Origin of the sequence: Chryseobacterium sp. FH2, from assembly GCF_001045455.1 — a bacterium.
Classification (GTDB): Bacteria; Bacteroidota; Bacteroidia; order Flavobacteriales; family Weeksellaceae; genus Chryseobacterium.
In genome coordinates, this window is record NZ_LFNE01000008.1 from 1 (window position 1) to 19,383 (window position 19,383).

The window sequence follows — 19,383 nt, forward strand, 5'->3', positions numbered from 1 at the left end:
TTTGATTCAGGGGGCTTACCTGGTGACCATTAAAACGGAGGAGAATAAAACCGCAAATGCCAAAGTGATTAAGAAATAAATACAATTATGAAAAAAATATTTTTACTCACCATTTTGATTTTCGCGTTAGGAAAAGCGCAGATTGAAAGAAACTTCGGTGACACTCCGGAACCGATGCCATCAGTTTCTTCATTTTCTTCTTATGTAAACACCCCGATTTCATTATCTACAGGAATTCCCAATATTTCAATTCCTTTGTTTTCACTATCCACGGGTAATCAAAACTTAGCACTTCCCGTCGTATTAAGTTATCACCCCTACAATGCTATCGGTAGTAAAGCAGATAGTGAAGTAGGTCTGGGATGGTCTTTGTTAAAGGGAGGTGTTATTTCCAGGGGCATTAATAATACTGTTGATGAAGCGTTATCCGACCCGAGTAAATCTGATTATAAGAAAAATGTGTTTGACGATATTTATTATTATGATATTCCGGGAAATTCCGGGAAATTTAAATTTGTAAGAGATACTATCAACAATACTTTTAGCCTAAATAATATTTCCGGAAACAATATTAAGATTGAGTATACCAGAGATCCCAACAATGCTACACTGATTCTTAATTCCTTCAAAATTACGGATGATAAAGGTTTTAAATATATTTTTGATGATTATAGTATTTCCAGGTATGACATTGGTTACAAGGGATTTAATTATAAATCTGCTTTTTTCCTGACCAAAATAATAGATGAAAATGATATTGTTGTTGCTAATTTTGGCTATCAGAAAAACAGTAAATATAAAGGAGATTCAACAGTTTTGTTATACCAGAACTGTAAATTAGAAAACATATCTACACAATACGGGAAAATTGCATTTGAGTATACCTATAGTAATTTTTCGGAAACGACAGGAAAAGGTGATCCCTATCAATTAAACGCCGTTTCGTTATCAGATGCTGCTTCTCATCTTATCGCTAAATATAAGTTAGTTTACTCCTCTTTTCATAGTTATGCACTGACCAAGAACAACAATGAAGACAAAAGGATATTAACTGATGTAAAAAAGCTGGACAAAAACGGGCAGGTCATAGAAACAAGAACATTTGAATATGATCAATATGGTTCAGAAACAAATTACAGCCCGTCCGGTAACCCGTCCGAATATGGTAACTTCCTGTGTCCGAGTGGTAATCATAAAAATCCCGGCAGTTTTACGCTTGGATTGCTTAAAAAAATGATATTACCGGAGGGAGGATACGTGATATATAATTTTGAAGCAGGAGAGATTTATTATGATAACAGTTATCTTCAGCTTAATAATAATGAAATAACTGATCCGAGAATACAGTTTTTAAACCTTGCCAATACCACAAATTTCGATACGAATGTTACTCGGGATTATACATTTCAGGTAACAGGTACCAAGAGGTTTTTTATGGCCCAATTAACTGAAAATGTTTATATTATATCAAATCCACACGGAGATATCATTATTCCGCCAACCTATAAACTGCTGAACTCATCGGGAGCAGAAATAAATGCATATACTAACAATTGTACAGATGTAAAATATTACAACCTGACTCCGGGAACTTATACCCTTAAAATAAGCGGTAATGGAGATGGTTCTATTAAAGCTTATTCTATTGCCACTCTGTCGCCGCCTTATAAAAACAGCTTCCAGAATGAAGTCCCGCGTATTGCCAATATCAAATATTACAGTTCTTCCAATAGTCTTAAAAAATCTGTAAGCTACAGCTATGATTCATTTACCAATCCCAATGATTCCAGCGGCCAGGAGTTTACCAATGAAGTATGTAATTTTGATGATTATGTAAGTAGTTTTATTTTGTACACCAATGTAAAAGAAACTTATGGTGGGGAATCTGAAAATATCGGGTATTCAAAATATTATTTTAAAACTCCCAATGATTATTCAGTAAGCGGAGATTTCTTTTATAAGCCTTATTACAATATTGTTACTTCAGGAGTCCTTACCAAAAAAGAAACTTTCAATCAGCAGAATCAGCTAATATCTGATGATAATATGGAATATGTGTTAGAGGAAATCAATAATGTCCCCGAATATTTAATCTGTGGCTCTTATAAATCTAAAACTTCATGGATGAAATCTTCCAAAACCATATCCAAAACATACTATGATAACGGAAGCAGTTTGCAGAATACTACAGAAACATCTTTTAATGCCGACAATTTTCAGCCTTCTTTAATAAAAGAAACAACGTCTGAGGGAAAGGTGACGGAGAAAAAGATGTATTACGCTTCAGACCTGGATAATATCCGTCTTACGAATGCTAATATGATTGCTATACCGCTCCGGACAGAGGTAAAAGTAAACGGTGCTCTTGTAAGTAAGGCAGAAACAAAATATGATGATGCCTCAAACCTATATCCGTCATCTGTTGTGAGCTATGATATGCAAAATCAGAATCAGGTAACCGCAATAACTCTTGATAAGTATGATGAAAAAGGAAATCTTGTACAGGTTTCGGATAAGAGTAATGTTCCGGTGACGACCATTTGGGGATACAATAAAACCCAGCCGATTGCTAAGATTGAAGGGCTGGCTTATCAGCAGGTTATCAGCCTGCAAACAGTAATAGCAGCGATTAATGCTTCAAATGCCGATGCCGATAATCCTGCCGGTGAATCCTCTTTATTGCAGGCGCTGGAAAATCTGAGAAAAGATGCTGTATTAAAGAACTATTCCGTTACCACCTATACTTATGACCCTTTAGTTGGAATGACCAACAGTATTTCGCCCAATGGGGTGAAAACCACGTATCTGTATGACAATGCCAACAGGCTTGTAAAAATCACAGATGCCAACGGCAAAACCCTAAAGGAATATCAGTATAATTATAAACACTAATTTCAGATGAAAAAAATAATATCGTTATTCAATATTTTGTTTGTAGCAGGATATTCTTATGCTCAGGCATTACAGGCAACTTCTTCAGAAAACTATACCTACAGCAAAACCTGCCTTGACGAAACCTGTACAAAAAAAGCAGAACAGGTTCAATATTTTGACGATTTGGGAAGGCCTAAGCAGGTCGTTGACATTAAAGCAACCCCATCGGGAAAAGATATGGCAACTCCCATTCAATATGATGAATTCGGAAGAACAACAAAAGAATATTTTCCTGTTCCGCAGCCCGGAACCCAGAACGGGGCTATTTATACAGACCCTTTGAGCAATGCCCCCAATATCTTCGGAAACGAAAAAATATTCACCGAAAAGCTGTTGGAAAACTCTCCGCTGAACAGGGTTAAAAAAGTAACGCCTCCGGGAAATGACTGGGCGTCACATCCTGCAAATATTACCTACAGTGCAAACCTCGCAGGAGAAGTAAAAAAATATACCGTTTCTACTTCCTGGCAGGATAATGCCACCTTCTCCACACTCACGGAAAACGGAACCTACGGAGCCAATCAGCTGATGAAAAACACCGTGACAGACGGGGACGGAAACATGACGGCCGAATTTAAAACGGCTGACGGGCAAACCGTTTTGGTAAGAAAGAACGACGGAGCCCAAAACATTGATACCTACTATGTTTATAATGAATCCGGACAGCTGGTGGTGGTAATTCCGCCTTTAGCTTCTGCTGCCCCGGTACATCAGACGGCTTTGGATAACTTATGTTACCAATACCGCTATGACGGGCTCGGAAGGCTTGTCGAAAAGAAGCTTCCCGGAAAAGGATGGGAATATTTTGTTTACGATAAGGCAGACAGGCAGGTTCTTTCTCAGGATGCCAATATGAAGCCTTCCGGTAACTGGCTATTCACAAGGTATGATAAATTTTCACGTGTCATTTATACGGGAATTGCAGGCATAGGGGCCACCTATTCCAGAAAAGATGTTCAGGATGCTGCTGATTATAATGCCGGCATAGGGAATCCATTAACAGAAGAAAGAAACCTGACAGGCTTTAATAAAGGCGGAATGGATATTTATTATGGAAATAACGCTTATCCTACTTCCATAATACAGGTATTGACGGTCAATTATTATGATACTTATCCGCAGGGAACCCCTTCCAGGCCCGCACAGGTATTGGGACAAAATACCATCGGCGACAATATGGAAGCCTCCGTCAATACCAAAAACCTTCCTACCGCTTCTTTTGTTAAAAACATGGAAGATGACAACTGGACCAAAAGCTATATCTGGTATGATGAAAAATCCAGGGCAGTGGCAACCTACTCCGTCAATCATCTGGGGGGATATACCAAAACAGAATCTGAGCTTGATTTTGCAGGAATGGTAAAGCAGAGCAAAACCTACCACAAAAGACTCAATACCGATACTGAAAAAGTCATTACCCAGACTTTTGAGTATGACAGCGGAAACAGGCTTTTGGCACATAAACACCAGGTGGATAACAACCCTGTTGAGATACTGGCTCAGAACGAATACAACGAGCTTTCCCAAATAAAAAATAAAAAAGTAGGCGGAACCTTCCCCTCCTCACCGCTGCAAAGCATTGATTATACCTACAATATCCAGGGCAACCTTACCAAAATCAATGACCCGGCCAACCTCAACGGGAAGCTTTTCGGGTATGAAATAAAATATACCAGCCCTCAATACACCAATGTCGGGACAGGAAAATACAACGGAACCATCTCGGAAATCGACTGGAAAAATGCCAATGAAGATGTGCTGAAAAGATATACGTATACTTATGACGGCCTTAACAGGTTAAAAGATGCTGTCTATAGCGAACCCAACTCCAGCACACCGTTTAACAACAATTTCAATGAAAATATTTCTTACGACATTAATGGAAATATCAAAACATTGAAAAGAAATGCTTTTCCTGTTTCCGGAAATACAGCAACACTCGTAGATGATTTGGTATATGACTATGTGGGAAACCGTTTAGCAAGAATTCAGGAAAACGCTTTAAATGAGAGCGGTTACGAGGGAGGAAACCATCTTATATCTTATGATGCGAACGGGAATATGACAGATATGCTTGATAAAGGCATTCAGTCCATCAGCTACAATGAGCTGAACTTACCCAGACAGTTTTCTATCAGCCAGACAAATCCTTTAGGCCAGGTTTCAAATTCAACTATTGATTACCTCTACAGCGCCGGGGGCACAAAGCTTCGTAAAAATTACAGAAACTTGGGAATGGGTGCCATAATTACCCGTATGACGGATTACCTGGATGGCTTTCAATATACCTATAATGATAACGGGACAGGCGGTATTTGCCTGGAATGCAGAACGGAAAATGCTTTTGAAATCCAGGCTTATAAAGGAATCATAGATTTCCCCGTTCCTGCCCTTGCTGAATGGAAACTTGATTTTGTGGCGACAGCAGAAGGATTTTACAGTTTTACGGAAAACCGTTATATTTACCAGTATAAAGACCACCTGGGAAATACAAGGGTAAGTTTTGCAAAAAACAGCGAAGGCGTTCTTGAGATAAAAGATACCAATAATTTCTATCCCCTGGGACTGAACCATATCGGAAGTTCTGCCGCTTCTAATTTTGGAAGTTTTTATTCCTATAAATACAACGGCAAGGAACTCCAGGAAACGGGAATGTATGATTATGGAGCAAGATTTTACCTGCCGGATTTGGGAAGATGGGGCGTAATTGACCCATTGGCAGAGACTTCAAGAAGGTTTTCACCATACCATTATGCCATGAACAACCCCGTGATGTTCATCGACCCCGACGGAAGGAAAGCCGTAACCCCTATCGGATATGCTGAAAATGGAGCCCCTGCGGGTTCTTTATGGTGGTATTATGCAGGTGGCGGAAGCTCTGTATTTGGTTCAGCAGAAAACTGGATTGGCGCTGGTACAGGAGAAGGAAGAGGAAGTCATGCGGATGGCAGCGGGTTTATCAGGGAACCTAAGACTTTTGGGGAAACACAGGCCTTTAGGGATATTATGAATGCTGCTTATACTCCTGATTTCTCGAAGTTTGATTTTACGAAATTTGGATTGAATGATCTGGATAATAACGATAATAATGACTGTCCGAAATGTCCTAAAAAAGCGAAGGATGGACAAATGTATTCTATAGGATTTACTGGCTATCAATATAGAAATGGAAATTGGGTTGAACTTGAACCTGGTACTTCTGTTGAATATAAAGGAAAGTCTTATTTTAATCCTTCGGTAGAACCAATAACAGGAGATGTCCCTATTGGACCAGCTGGATCATTTAATATTTTAAAAGCATTCAAATCTGGATTATCACTTTTTAAAGGTGGAAGTTTAACGAATATTGGTCGTGCAGTAACTAAACATCCTCAATATTTTGGATTTGAATCTACTGAAGCTCTAATGAAGGTATTTAGAAATCCAAATGCTATAAATAAATTAGGCGCAGATATGGTAAAAGATATTTTGCGTAATGGGGTCAAAACCACAGGTGCTGGAGGGCGTTATCCTCAAGGTTGGGTTACTTATACATTACCAAATGGCAATGCCGCAAGCTGGAGTATAGATGGAGTATTTATAGGTTTTAGAGGGTTAAAATAAATTAATTATATGAAAAATAACATTAAAATAGAAGAAGTAGGAGATATTAATTCGGATTATCCTTACTTAGAAGTTTTTTTTAATGATGAGTCGTCACCATTTTTAGAAGTATCAATTTATAATGAAGAATTATCATTTAAGATCTATCCTATTAGAAAAGATATCATTTTGACTAATCAAGAATGGGATTATATTAATAAAACTGCTAATGAATTCCTACCACGTGCTTTAAAAAATGAAGATGATTATCTTAATTGGCAGGGATAGTATCTGAGCCTGCAGATTTGTAATCCGTGAGCAATAATAAAGAACCCACCGCTTTGCGGTGGGGAAAGTCCTTCATTTCAGTTTCCAAAAGGACAGGAAGAATTTTATCAGAAAAATTATCCTGCTTTTTATGATTTTGTGAAGAATGTTTTGCCGAAAATGACCGGAGATAAAAATTTTATGGAGGCATTGAGTATAGCTAGTGGTTTTTCAGTCGACGAATTAAAAGAAGTTTTTCAATATGGAGCATTGTGTAGATGGTCTGTTTTTCATCATCGGAAAGACTTTCCACAAGAGCTACTTTTTCCATCAGGGATTTATCGAGTGAGTTAATCTCTTTGAGTTCATCGGTAGAAGCATCATCCATTATCAGAACCAAAGGAACGCAGGAGAAACCGACCGAAACGAACAGGAAAAGGCAATCAGTTTTATACAAAAAGCGATAAGAAATTTAAAACATTACGAGGTTATGAATCCTTATGCAACAAAACTCAATCATCCTAAAAAAGTTCATAAAATAAGGAGACTTAACGAAACGTATCAGGCGGTAATAAAGCAGGTTACCTTTATCAATCAGTATCAGAGAGAAGTTAAAAACGGTTATTTAATTACAGATATCGAAGATATAGAACAGGCTACAGAAGTACTGTTTGAGAGCATTGTGTTGAAAGTTGACGAGCTGGAGGGAAGTTTACAACAGTTTTTTGAGAAGCTGAAGAAAGCTTTTGAATACAGAGAATTTAATCGTTTTGAAGCAATGGAAGTTACGTGATTTAAAAAGACACAATTACAGTTCTACATGAACGAATTGGTAGGGTTGGAATATTTAAAACAAATCGGTTACCTAGATGGTTTTCAATATACTTATCGTGAATCCTCTACGTGTTTGTGGTGTAAAACAGAAGTCGCCTTCGAGCAGCAGGCTTTCAAAACATTTGATCCCCTGCCCACCATCCCGCAATGGGACCTTGATTTTGTACCTACAGCAGAAGGATTTTACAGTTTCACGGAAAACCGTTATATTTACCAGTACAGAGACCACCTGGGAAATGCAAGGGTAAGTTTTGGAAAAAACAGCGAAGGCGTTCTGGAAACCACGGATACCAATAATTATTATCCATTCGGGCTAAACCACATAGGCGGAACAGGTCACGCACAGCTGGGAAGTTATTTTAATTATAAGTATAATGGGAAGGAGCTGCAGGAGACGGGAATGTATGATTATGGCGCGAGGATGTATATGCCGGATATCGGTAGATGGGGAGTGGTTGACCCACTTGCGGAGAAATCTAGGAGGTTCTCACCATATACTTATGCTTTAGATAATCCCATCATGTTTGTCGATCCTGATGGTAGGGAAGCTCAACAATGTTGTGCCAAATATTGGAAGGATGCTTGGACAGGCTTTAAACAAGAAGCCCAAAATATAGTTGTAGGTGGTGCTCAATTGGCTGCAAGACCAGGAAAAATAATTGGAATAACGATAGGGGGAGCAATAAATGATGCAAAAGCTGGTAGATATAGTTCTGCCGCAGATAAAATAACCAATTTGACCCATATGGGTACAACGGATATGGTTAAAAATGCATTTAAAGCAGCTAATGGAGATGGAAAAGCTGCTGGAACATTAGGGGCACAAGGATTAGCGGTACTTGCAGCAGAGGGGGCTGGAAGAATTGCGGGAGCTGGAAAAGGAGCAAGAAGTGGTGCAGCCGCAGAAGCTGAATCAGCGAATTTAATAAGTGCAAAAAGTACAGCTCCACAAGCAGGTGAGGCATTTCAAAGTTTAGGAGTCAGTGTAAGTGATGGAAATATTTCTGTAGGTGGGAGATCTGTAGCAAATGGACGATTTGATTTTGTTGTTACTGAGTCAGGAGAACTTAAAGTTGGATCAGGACATTACTATTTATCGGGAGGAGCTAACGAAGTTCAAGCGGCAGGGCAACTGCGTCTATATAAAGGACAGGTTATGGAAATCAATAATGCATCAGGACATTACCAACCATCTGTGATAGAAGCTAAAAGCTTTCCTTCTATATTATCTAATATGGGGATTGATGTAAGCAAAGCAAAATTAAAAGCGTACACCGCTGATTAAAAAGTTATGAACAAAATATATATTGATCCTCAAGTCAAAGAAATATCTGATTTATTAATTAAGAATTGTAAAAATGAAAATATAGAATATTTTCCAATTGATAGATTTTTCATTGAAGAAAACGGTTATTTAGAGAAAATTTTATCAACAAATTATTTAGAGTTTTTATTATATAATCTTGAAAAAGTTAATCCAACTTATACTGTTCAGTTATTTGTGTGTCTTCCTGAAATATGGAAAAAAGTTAGTTATGAAGACATGATAATACTACTGGAAAACTTCACTAATTCCTTTTCTTTTTACTCATTTTTGGAGTTTACTTATAAATACTTAGAGATAGATTTATTTGATGAGATAGTTTATAATAAAAATATTGAAAAAAAGTTTAAAAGAGATTGTTTAACATTTTTTCTTAATACATTAGATTCTTTATATTTAGAAGAATACGATTATTTGGAGTTTAAAGAAAATTTATTTGGAATAACCATAGAACAACTTCGTCTCCTCCAATTTAAGTTTGAAGAAAATGATAAATTTAAAAAAGCTAAATCTAAAAATGAGCTGTATAAAAGACTATCAATACTTCAAGTTTAGTAAAATACTCTCCGTTGGTGCGAGCGTCTCGCTCGTGCCTTTGAAGATAAAAACCTTGTAAAATGCGAGGTTACTTATCAGTATAAGTACAACGGCAAGGAGCTGCAGGAGACGGGATGTATGATTATGGGGCGTTGCAGGCATTAGTTGATTATGCAGGAACAATGACAGACTTTGAAGTGCAGGATGCAGAAGTGAGATTATTTACTCCATATTCAGCTCAGGATATGGCAGATAGTTTCAATAAATTAGGAATTGGAGGTATAAATAGTACTGCAAGATATCTACAAGCTTTTGGAGAGCAATCATTTTTTATGACACCTTGGATGATGTATATGGGTTCACTAGGTAATGGAGAATTTGATTTTGCTGGCGATATGTCTGCCTTGGTTCAAAAAACTGATAATGCGTATAATCCTATACAGGGAGGAGGATCTACTCCGCCAGATGGTGCTGGAGGCTTTGTGAAATTTGAAGGCGGTAATACATTATACAATGTTTATGATGCAGGTAATTTTATGACTGGAAAAGCTTTCCAAATGATTGGGGCTCCTTTAGATGTTTTGAAAAGTGGCGCAGAATTAAATAGTAAATATATATCACGTCAAGGTCCTGATACGACAACAGACAGAAATGCGTATACTAATGGTTACAATTATAACAGAGTAGGATGGAAAAAATAAATATTAGAAACTTTGCAATTTTATCTTTCTTAATTTTTTTGTTAAACTTTTCTGCATTTATCTTTATAGATGTACTAGAATTAATCAAGCCATATTCATCGTTTAATAAAAAAATAAGTTTTTTTATTTTATTTCCTTTAAATGTAATAGGTATTTTAATATCATTTGCTGTTATCATAAAGAATACTTTAAATAAAGGTAAATTGATTTATTCTTTACTCTGCCTGCCTTTATTATTAATATTATTCTACTTCTTTTTCTTGAAAGGAGTTTATCTAAAGTAAATTAAGCCTTACCTAATATAAAAATAGGATGGAAAAAATAAATGACAGGGTACTGGCGATGATATCGTTTATAATTTTTTTAGTTAATATGGCTAAATATTATTTAATAAATGTGGAACAGCTAATATACCCTTATAGTCCCACAAATAGATTAATCAGCTACATTATGTTACCTGTGATATTTATTGGGATGCTATTATCATTAACTGTTGTATTCAAAAATGTATTCTATAGCAAGAACAATATAATAAATATAATGCTGTCAATCCCATTAATTGGGTTTGTTGTATATTTTTTCTTTATCAAATAGATTAACTGATGCGTTTGTAATAAATGGGAAAAATAAAAATATCTAAGAAGGCATTCATTCCATTGGTGATATTCGTTATAAATTTTACGATTTATCTATTAATAGAGGTTTTTGGGATAGTTTATACATACAGTAGCACAGCTAAGAGAACATATATATTTTTTTGTTTTCCGCTAAATGTAATAGGATTTATATTGTCAATTTATTTTTTTGTAAAGTTTTTGATTTACAAGAAAAGCTTTTGGAATATCATACTTTGTTTACCATTGCTGGTATTTATATTCTATTTTTATTTTGTTCCGCTAATTAGAAACAATTAATAAAATAACAAAGCCACTCAATGAGTGGCTTTTAGTTACATAATGCTTTGCAATTTAGTTTGTTTAAGGAAAGCATCAAGGAGAGCGAAGACGTGTTGTCTGTCGTTCTCTTTTAGTTTTTGGATGTCGAGGATTTTAGAAACAATACTTTTTTCCAAAAGAACATCTGTAGAACCTACGAGATAATCCAAAGAAATCTCTAAAACTTCCGCAAGCTGTGTCGCCATCTCAATAGACGGTTTTACTTCCTCACGTTCATATCTTCCGATGACAGCAGCGTGAACACCTACAAGTTTGCCCACTTCGTCCTGCGACATCTTTTTATCTTTTCTTACTTCTGTAAGGCGCTTACCAAATGCTATATACTTCATAAATGTATTAAAAACAACAGTTAATAAAGGAATTAGAAAAATATGTAGTGAAAAACTTTTTTCAAAAATTTCATCTATGGAAATCTCCGCAATCAAAGAACGTTTAAGTTTAAAGGTCATATTTTTTTTAAAAAAACCTAATTAATGAATAGTACTATTATTAAAAAAACTTTTTATAGTGAATATTTTGATGATAATGTTGAAGACATTTACTTGTTAGATAAAAGTGAAAGTTCAAAACTATGGTGGTCATACATTGATAAAGTAGCAAACAATTTTTTTAAATTAAATGATAATAATCAAATAATTTTTAATTCAAAAAATGTTGGAGATTGGAGACAATATTATGATACTGATGATATTCCAGGCTTACAAAATTTTTTAACTTCAATACTAAATTGGGATAAAGAAGAATTAATATTTTTTTGTATTAATAAAGAAACGGTTATTAAAACTAGTTATGAGATAAAGGTTCTCCTGTAACGAAAAACATAACAGATTACCTGGATGGTTTTCAATATACTTATCGCGAATCCTCTACGTGTTTGTGGTGTAAAACAGAAGTCGCTTTCGAGCAGCAGGCTTTCAAAACATTTGATCCCCTGCCCACCCCCCCGCAATGGAACCTTGATTTTGTACCTACAGCAGAAGGATTTTACAGTTTCACGGAAAACCGTTATATTTACCAGTACAGAGACCAGCTGGGAAATGCAAAGGTAAGTTTTGGAAAAAACAGCGAAGGCGTTCTGGAAACCACGGATACCACGGATACCAACAATTATTATCCGTTCGGATTAAACCACATAGGCGGAACAAGTCACGCACAGCTGGGAAGTTATTTTAATTATAAGTATAATGGGAAGGAGCTGCAGGAGACGGGAATGTATGATTATGGGGCACGTTTCTATATGCCGGATATTGGGAGATGGGGTGTGGTGGATCCGCTGGCGGAAACTTCTCGTCGTTGGTCAACCTACACTTACGCTTACAATAATCCAATTAGATTTATTGATCCGGATGGAAGGCAGAATGAAGATTGGGTGCATAATAGACAGACTAATCAGGTTTACTGGAATAATGATGCTAGAGGTCAATCAATGGCTGGAGCTAATGAAACCTATTTGGGTAAAAGCGGGACTTATTCAGCAGCAAACGGGTCGTATGTGAACTTAAATCCGGATGCTTCATTTACAAATACTTCTTTTAATATAACAGATATTGGAGTCGGGACAAATCTTGACCCATTAATCCAAGGTGGAGATAATGCTCCATTAATGAGTGCCTTAGCTTTTGGGAATTCAAATGACCCGAATGCAGCAACGATAGGACCGATTCCCGATTCTCGTGGAAAAACGGATATACAAATGCTGGTTGCTGAGCATCCAATGGTTCAGGAAGCTGCATTAATGGCTTTCACCGGTGGTACTGGGAATGCTATAAGGAGTATACTTGCTAGAAATGTAGTAAGTGCAGAGGGTGCTGTTTGGGCACAAAAAACATTTAGTGGTACATTTAGTTCAGGTGGAAAGTTTGCAGGTCAAACAGTTGATGATGTAGCAGCAGCGTTAGGAAATGGTACATTATCTACGAAAGCAGTACCGATAAATGTAGTTGTAAGAGATGGTCAAACCTTTATATTGAATACACGTTCTTCAGCTGCATTAATGCGTGCAGGAGTTCCAAGAAGTGCTTGGAATGTGGTAAATAAAACTGGTGTTTCTTCTTTTGAAAATATGTTAACGGGCCAATTAAGCCGTAATGGTCTAATTAATGGGACCAATACCATACGACAATCGGGGACACAATTAATACTTTCTCATTAGTGGAAACGAATTTTGAACAATTAAGCAAAACTGTATCTCATGCCCTAAGACATGAGCCACAGTTTTATAATCTAGAGTTAGATAATCAAGGTTGGGTTTTGCTTTCTGATTTAGTTTTTGCTCTGAACACTAAGGGAATAAGAGTAGATGAAAACTTAATCATTACAATGATAGAGCAATCCCCCAAAAAAAGACATCAAATATTAGATGGAAAGATTAGGGCATTTTATGGTCATAGTACAAAAAAAAGAATTTTAAAAAATTCAGCAGAACCACCTGATTTTTTATATCACGGTACAATACAAAGCAGTTTAAATAGTATAATGGAAAAAGGGTTACTCCCAATGGATAGACAATATGTTCACCTATCATTAGATGAAAGGACAGCGGGAGTAGTAGGAAGCCGAAAGGATGGTAAATTAGTAATTCTAAAAGTAAATGCTAAAGAAGCATTTCTAAATGATGTGCAATTTTATAAAGAAGAAAATGGTATTTGGCTATCAGACCCAATACCTACAAAATATATAATGAATTAATGGAATTAATAGAAATAAAAGGTCTTTTTGAAATGGATTTTGGTTCACCATCTCCGACAATATTATCAAATGATACTGAACTTTTTGTTGCTTTTTATGCAGATAAAGAAGGTTCATCTACCATTCCACAAGTACGCAATACAGTATATGATACAGGTGTTTTTGCATTAAAATTTAAGATGTATTTGAAATACACATTTGGATTACCTGGAGAAGAAACAATACAAGGTCATCCATATAGTAAGCTTGGATTACAATCCTATTCATTCTATGAACTTAGAAACTCAGACCTTATTAAATCATTACAGGAAATAGAAAATGTACACTCGGAATATAATCCTGAAAGATGGAAAAAGTATAAACATTTTATATTAACTTTTCACGATAATATGTTTGAATGTGTTGCCCAAGATTTTGAGATTAGGGAAGAAAATATACCTCTTTACAATCAAATTAAAGTAATGCTCAATGAATTATCAGTAAAGCATTTTTAACTTTCAAGTCCCTTAGTGTCTATATAATATTGATATGACAAATAAAAATGAAAAAGCCTCACAAAATGCGAGACTTTTGTTATAGTGCTGCAATATTTTTTTGTAGATACTCTTTAAAACGTTTTTTAGATACAAAGCAACTTTTGGAAAATAATATATGTATACAGAAATAGAACAAGAAACAATGGATATGGATTGGTTTTTACGGATGGTGAATATGTGGGATTTATGGCTTCTGGTGGTGGAAAGTTACCCGATTCAGTAGCTGAATCCGAAGAAAAACGTCAAATATTAGCACGTTATTTTAGAAACTTACCAGAAATATCAGAAGCTGTTATTAGTCCAGAATTAAATAATATATTAATCAAAAGTAAAAAATCAGCATCAGGAGTTAATGAAAGATATTTAGAAGACTATGTATTTATGACAAAAAAAGGACTATATTCTTTTGATAAAGTTATTCTAAATAATTTTTTAGACCCTCACTATCATTTAGTTGCTAGTCCAAAAACTCCATTGAAATTAAAAGAACTACCACATGACATATTAGATATAGTTATTGGAACACAATATAGCAATAAGCTTATAGAAGTTCAAGAAATTAATAGATTAGAAATTAATTAAAATGCTTCCCCGCTGCGCAAAGTTTATAACTTTGAGCGGATAACACAAAACCCACCGCAATTGCGGTGGGTTTTGTGTTTTATAATGCAGCTACATTTTTATTAAAGAAGTCTCTAAACTTTTTTGTGAGTATTATTTCTACAATTTTAAAAATGTTAGTTATATCCTTCTCGCCGTATTTCAATTATTCACATGATAATTAATAGCCACCAAATTCGGTGGCTTTATCTTCCATCAGCACATCAGTAAATTTTCAATTTTTATCCTTGTGAGAAGTTAAAAAGCTTATAAATAAACTTTAATATTAACAGATATTGCAGTTCTCTAAAGAAAAATCTAATTTTACACTTTAAATATTTCCTTTGCAATATGCTCAAATTGTTTTACCGTTAAATTTAAAAGGTTCTTTTACATACAGGGTTCCGGAAGAATTGATGCCTGAAATTCAGATGGGGATGAGGGTTTTAGTTCCATTTGGCGGAAAGAAAATTTATACGGGAATTGTTTTTGAACTTCATGACAATATTCCGGAAAATTTTGTTGCGAAAGAAGTAATCAGTATTTTGGATGATAAACCCATCGTTCCGCAAGAGCAGATTAACTTCTGGAATTGGCTTTCCGACTATTATTTGTGTGGTTTGGGGGAAATTTACCGTTTTGCGTTTCCGTCTTCCTTAAAACTGGAAAGTGAAACGTATTTGAAATTAAAGCCTAATGTAACAATCGATTTTGAAAACCTGGATGTCAACGAAATGTATCTTGTTCAGGCTCTGGAAATTCGGCAGTTGATTAACCTTACAGATATTGAAGCTTTCATTCCCAAAAAAGATATTATCAAAACTATTAATTCATTAATTGACTTACAGTATATTGAAATTGATGAAAAAATTGCTGAGAAATATAAAGCAAAAGAGGTGGCTTATGTAAAGATTAATGATAAAGTTTTAAACAATCAAAATCTTACAGAGATTCTTTTAAAATTAAATAAAGCCCCAAAACAGAAAGATCTTTTTCTTCATATTTTAGAAAAACAGACGGAAAATCCCGACTTACATCTAAAAAAGTCAGATTTGTTTGAAGATGGATATTTTGCAGGTTCACATTTTAAATCTTTAGCAGATAAAAATCTTGTTGAAGAATATTACATGCAAAAAGACAGAATTGAAAGTTATAATGGCGATATTGAAAGGATAGAAGAACTTTCTGAAGCTCAAAAAATTGCAAAAAAAGAAGTGGATGAAGCTTTTAAAGAAGGACAAAATGTCCTGATTCACGGGGTAACTTCATCCGGAAAAACGCACATTTATTTAGAGAAGATCGAGGAATGTATCAAAGGCGATAAAAATGTACTTTTTTTACTTCCTGAAATTTCGTTGACAAAACAAATTACCCAAAGACTGGAAAAAAAATATGGTAGGCAGCTTGGTTTTTATCATCAGAAGCTGACTGATTTTGAGCGAGTGGAAGTTTGGAGAAGAATCAGGCAAAATGACATAAAGATCCTCATTGCAACTCGTAATGCTTTGTTTTTACCTTTCCGGAATTTAGGATTAATTATTGTGGATGAGGAGCATGATTCTGCTTACAGGCCAAGGGAAGTTTCACCTTATTTTAATGCGAAAGATTCTGCGTTAGTTTTAGGTGGTTTTTATGATGCTAAAGTGATTTTAGGTTCTGCAACACCTTCTGTTGAAAGCTATTATAATGCGAGAAAAGGAAGAATAAAATACATTTTCCTTGAAGAACGTTTTGGTAATGTAAAATTGCCGGAATATGAGTTGATTAATTTTAAAGAAGCTCAGGATTCCAAAAAAGTTTCCGGAAATTTTTCTTTAAAATTAATTGATGAAATCAAAAAAAATTTAGACGAAAAAAATCAGGTAATTGTTCTTCACAACCGCCGTGGCTATGCCAATGTAATTGAATGTGAGACTTGTGGATATGTAAATTACTGTTCCAATTGTGATGTTGTAATGACGTATCATAAGGCGGCCAACGAAATGAAATGCCATTATTGTGGTCAAAGAGCTTCCAAACCCAGAACGTGCCCAAAATGTCATTCTGAAAACCTGAATGAAAGAGGAGTTGGAGTTGAGCAAATTCATGAGGAAGTTTCAAAATTATTTCCCGATAGTGAGGTTGACAGGATGGATGTAGACTCTATGCGAAAGAAATTTGCCTACGAAAAATTATATGAAAAAATAGAGGATAGGGAAACGGATATTATTGTCGGAACTCAAATGATTTCCAAAGGGTTAGACTTTGATTATATTGAATTGGTTGCTATTCCAAAAGCGGATTCTATGCTGTATGTTCAGGATTTCAGAGCGGAAGAAAGAGCATATCAGTTGATTACTCAGGTTTCCGGAAGAGCGGGGAGGGTTTCGGGAAAAGGAAGAATTTTAATTCAGACTTTTAACCCTGATCATTCCGTTTTTCAGCTGATTAAAATGAATGATCCTGCAAAAGTTTACAAATATATTCTCACTGAGAGACAAAAATTTCATTATCCTCCTTTTACGAAATTAATCATGATCGAAATGAAACACAGAAAAGAAGACAAAGTAAATCGGGCTTCCCAGTTTTTGGGCTCGGTTTTAAGAAAATATCTTCCTGAAGATTGTGTTTTAGGGCCCGAAAAAGGCCAGATTGCCAGGCTTAATAATTTATATCAGTTTCAGATTATGCTTAAACTTCCACGGGGTAAAAAGTATGAGGAATATAAGAAGCTGGTTTTAATAAGTCTAAAAGAATTTGACGAAATTACTGCTTATCAAAGTATTAAAAAAGACATTTTTGTTGATTTTTAACAATTTTTAACAAACTTTATAGGGTTTTATAACAATGCTTTGAACCTACTTATAGCAATATTTTCTACATTTGACCGTTGATTATATGTTTGGTGCTTTAACTATTGATTTAACCAATTGATTTTTAAGGTATCAAAATATAACAAAATGAAAAATAGATGGTAAATTTCAGAAAGTATATTTCAAGCGTTGCGGTACTGGCTTCAGGATTTTTTCTTGCCCAGTCTACTGTTTCTACAGTTCTATATTCTCAGGCTTACGACAATCAAAAGAGCAGTTTAAACTTACCTTCTCCCATCACATCGATGGTAGAAAAAACTATTTTGTCGGCTAAAGAACTTGTAGACATCAATGTAAACACAATGATGGCGGATCCTGTGCTGAAAAACGCAAATTGGGGATTCGTAGTGTATGATCCGAAAACAAAGAAAGTAATTTCTTCGTATAACGAAAATACTCCCTTGGTTCCTGCTTCTACAACGAAATTATTGACTACCGAAACAGCAATGAACCTGTTAGGTGAAAATTATCGTTGGATGACTCAGCTGGAATACTCAGGAAGTATCGATGAAAATGGAGTTTTAAACGGAAATCTGTATATTGTAGGAAGCGGCGATCCCTCTTTGGGTACAAATAAGGCAGGAGCATCACCATACAGAGATATCGTTTCAGACTTCATAAGCGGAATTTCTCGTGAGGGAATCAAAAAGGTAAATGGTGATATTATAATTCAGACAGCGCTTTTCAAAGGTAATATTTCGAAGCTTCCGGAAAATGTTGTTTGGTTGGAAAACAATAATTATTATTTACCGGTTGGTACAACGCATGAGATAAATCCAGCTAATGAAAAACTGATTGTAAAAAAAGGAAGCAGTTTCTCAGCAGAAAAGAAGTATTTTTACGTTTCTCCTTACAATAACCAGATGGTATATGCCGATAAATATGACGGAGCAGGAGTTTTAACTACAAAATTGCCCGATGCGCCTGCTTTTTTAGCTAATACTTTCAGAACAACTTTGGTAAAGAGCGGAGTAGCAGTTACAGGAAAAGTAACACCCAGAACTACGGATGCCACTCCTGAAACCAGAAAATTGGTTTCAGCGTATAAGTCTCCTACTTTAGGGGATATTATTTATTATACCAATCAGCACAGTGATAACTCTTTAGCAGAATCTTTGCTAAAAACTGTAGGGTTTCAAAGTCTGGGAGACCAAACATCTGAATCTGGTAGAAAGGTCGTAACTGAGCACCTGAAAAATCAGGGTTTTGATATGATTGGTTTAAATTATATGGACGGAAGCGGGCTTTCAAGAAGTAATAATGTGACTCCAATTTCTCAGGCTAAGTTTTTAACGGCTCTGATGGATGAAAAATATTACAAAACATATTTTAGTTCACTACCGGTAGGCGGACAGTCCGGAACCTTAAAAAGAATGTTTATCGGAACAGGAAACGGGCAGGTTTTTGCTAAAACAGGAACTTTAAATAAAGTGAAAACTTTAGCAGGGTATATGAAAACAAACTCAGGGAAAACATTAGTTTTTTCTTTGATGGTTAATAATTATGCAGGTTCTGTAGATATGGTGAAGAAGAGAATGGAAAAAATTCTCGAGCCGGCTTTAGACCTTTAGA

The 19,383-nt window shown here is 35.4% G+C and carries 15 protein-coding genes; 14 read left to right on the forward strand and 1 reads right to left on the reverse strand.

All coding sequences use genetic code 11. The features are described 5' to 3' along the window. Positions 1-87: 87 nt before the first annotated feature. The 7 genes from ACM39_RS13040 to ACM39_RS13070 all read left to right on the forward strand — a co-directional run bounded on the left by ACM39_RS13040 (position 88) and on the right by ACM39_RS13070 (position 10,179). Positions 88-2,892: an RHS repeat domain-containing protein gene (locus ACM39_RS13040; RefSeq protein WP_048511490.1), complete on the forward strand. Its 2,805-nt coding sequence runs from the start codon at positions 88-90 to the stop codon at positions 2,890-2,892. Positions 2,893-2,898: 6 nt separating this feature from the next. Beyond that, the gene (locus tag ACM39_RS13045) at positions 2,899-6,537 is read left to right on the forward strand and encodes a DUF6443 domain-containing protein (protein WP_053073330.1); all 3,639 of its coding nucleotides are present in this window, start codon (positions 2,899-2,901) and stop codon (positions 6,535-6,537) included. Between the two features lie 9 nt (positions 6,538-6,546). Continuing rightward, positions 6,547-6,804 carry a hypothetical protein gene (locus ACM39_RS13050; protein ID WP_048511491.1) on the forward strand — a complete coding sequence of 86 codons (258 nt, stop codon included), beginning with the start codon at positions 6,547-6,549 and terminating at the stop codon, positions 6,802-6,804. Between the two features lie 469 nt (positions 6,805-7,273). Beyond that, positions 7,274-7,576, forward strand: coding sequence for a hypothetical protein (locus ACM39_RS13055; RefSeq protein ID WP_048511492.1), 303 nt, complete (start codon positions 7,274-7,276; stop codon positions 7,574-7,576). Between the two features lie 27 nt (positions 7,577-7,603). After that, entirely contained in the window at positions 7,604-8,902 is a 1,299-nt protein-coding gene (locus ACM39_RS19570; protein WP_048511493.1) for an RHS repeat-associated core domain-containing protein, read from the forward strand. Positions 8,903-8,908: 6 nt separating this feature from the next. Beyond that, positions 8,909-9,496, forward strand: a complete 588-nt coding sequence (locus ACM39_RS13065; protein WP_048511494.1) for a hypothetical protein — start codon at positions 8,909-8,911, stop codon at positions 9,494-9,496. 116 nt (positions 9,497-9,612) lie between these two features. Then, positions 9,613-10,179, forward strand: a complete 567-nt coding sequence (locus ACM39_RS13070) for a hypothetical protein (RefSeq protein ID WP_048511495.1) — start codon at positions 9,613-9,615, stop codon at positions 10,177-10,179. A 949-nt stretch (positions 10,180-11,128) separates the two neighbouring features. On the opposite strand, the gene ACM39_RS13080 is transcribed toward ACM39_RS13070, so the two are convergent. After that, positions 11,129-11,584 carry a helix-turn-helix domain-containing protein gene (locus ACM39_RS13080; RefSeq protein WP_228377113.1) on the reverse strand — a complete coding sequence of 152 codons (456 nt, stop codon included), beginning with the start codon at positions 11,582-11,584 and terminating at the stop codon, positions 11,129-11,131. 24 nt (positions 11,585-11,608) lie between these two features. On the opposite strand from ACM39_RS13080, the gene ACM39_RS13085 reads away from it, so the two are divergent. From ACM39_RS13085 to dacB, 7 genes are all read left to right on the forward strand, one after another. Then, a complete protein-coding gene (locus ACM39_RS13085) occupies positions 11,609-11,947 on the forward strand; it encodes a DUF2947 family protein (protein ID WP_048511497.1) in 339 nt (112 codons plus the stop codon). Positions 11,948-12,009: 62 nt separating this feature from the next. Next, positions 12,010-13,287 carry an RHS repeat-associated core domain-containing protein gene (locus ACM39_RS13090; RefSeq protein WP_048511498.1) on the forward strand — a complete coding sequence of 426 codons (1,278 nt, stop codon included), beginning with the start codon at positions 12,010-12,012 and terminating at the stop codon, positions 13,285-13,287. Beyond that, positions 13,287-13,823 carry an RNA 2'-phosphotransferase gene (locus ACM39_RS13095; protein ID WP_048511499.1) on the forward strand — a complete coding sequence of 179 codons (537 nt, stop codon included), beginning with the start codon at positions 13,287-13,289 and terminating at the stop codon, positions 13,821-13,823. The genes ACM39_RS13090 and ACM39_RS13095 overlap by 1 nt, the downstream gene beginning before the upstream one ends. After that, positions 13,823-14,317, forward strand: coding sequence for a hypothetical protein (locus tag ACM39_RS13100; protein WP_131701456.1), 495 nt, complete (start codon positions 13,823-13,825; stop codon positions 14,315-14,317). Before ACM39_RS13095 ends, ACM39_RS13100 begins: the two co-directional genes overlap by 1 nt. A 195-nt stretch (positions 14,318-14,512) precedes the next feature. Next, complete coding sequence (locus ACM39_RS13105; protein ID WP_131701457.1) at positions 14,513-14,941, forward strand: hypothetical protein; 429 nt, start codon at positions 14,513-14,515, stop codon at positions 14,939-14,941. A 362-nt stretch (positions 14,942-15,303) separates the two neighbouring features. Continuing rightward, positions 15,304-17,751 (forward strand): primosomal protein N', encoded by a 2,448-nt coding sequence (priA, locus tag ACM39_RS13110; protein WP_048511502.1) that lies wholly within the window; start codon positions 15,304-15,306, stop codon positions 17,749-17,751. A 158-nt stretch (positions 17,752-17,909) separates the two neighbouring features. Then, the gene (gene dacB, locus ACM39_RS13115; RefSeq protein ID WP_048511503.1) at positions 17,910-19,382 is read left to right on the forward strand and encodes a D-alanyl-D-alanine carboxypeptidase/D-alanyl-D-alanine-endopeptidase; all 1,473 of its coding nucleotides are present in this window, start codon (positions 17,910-17,912) and stop codon (positions 19,380-19,382) included. The last annotated feature ends 1 nt before the right edge of the window (position 19,383 follow it).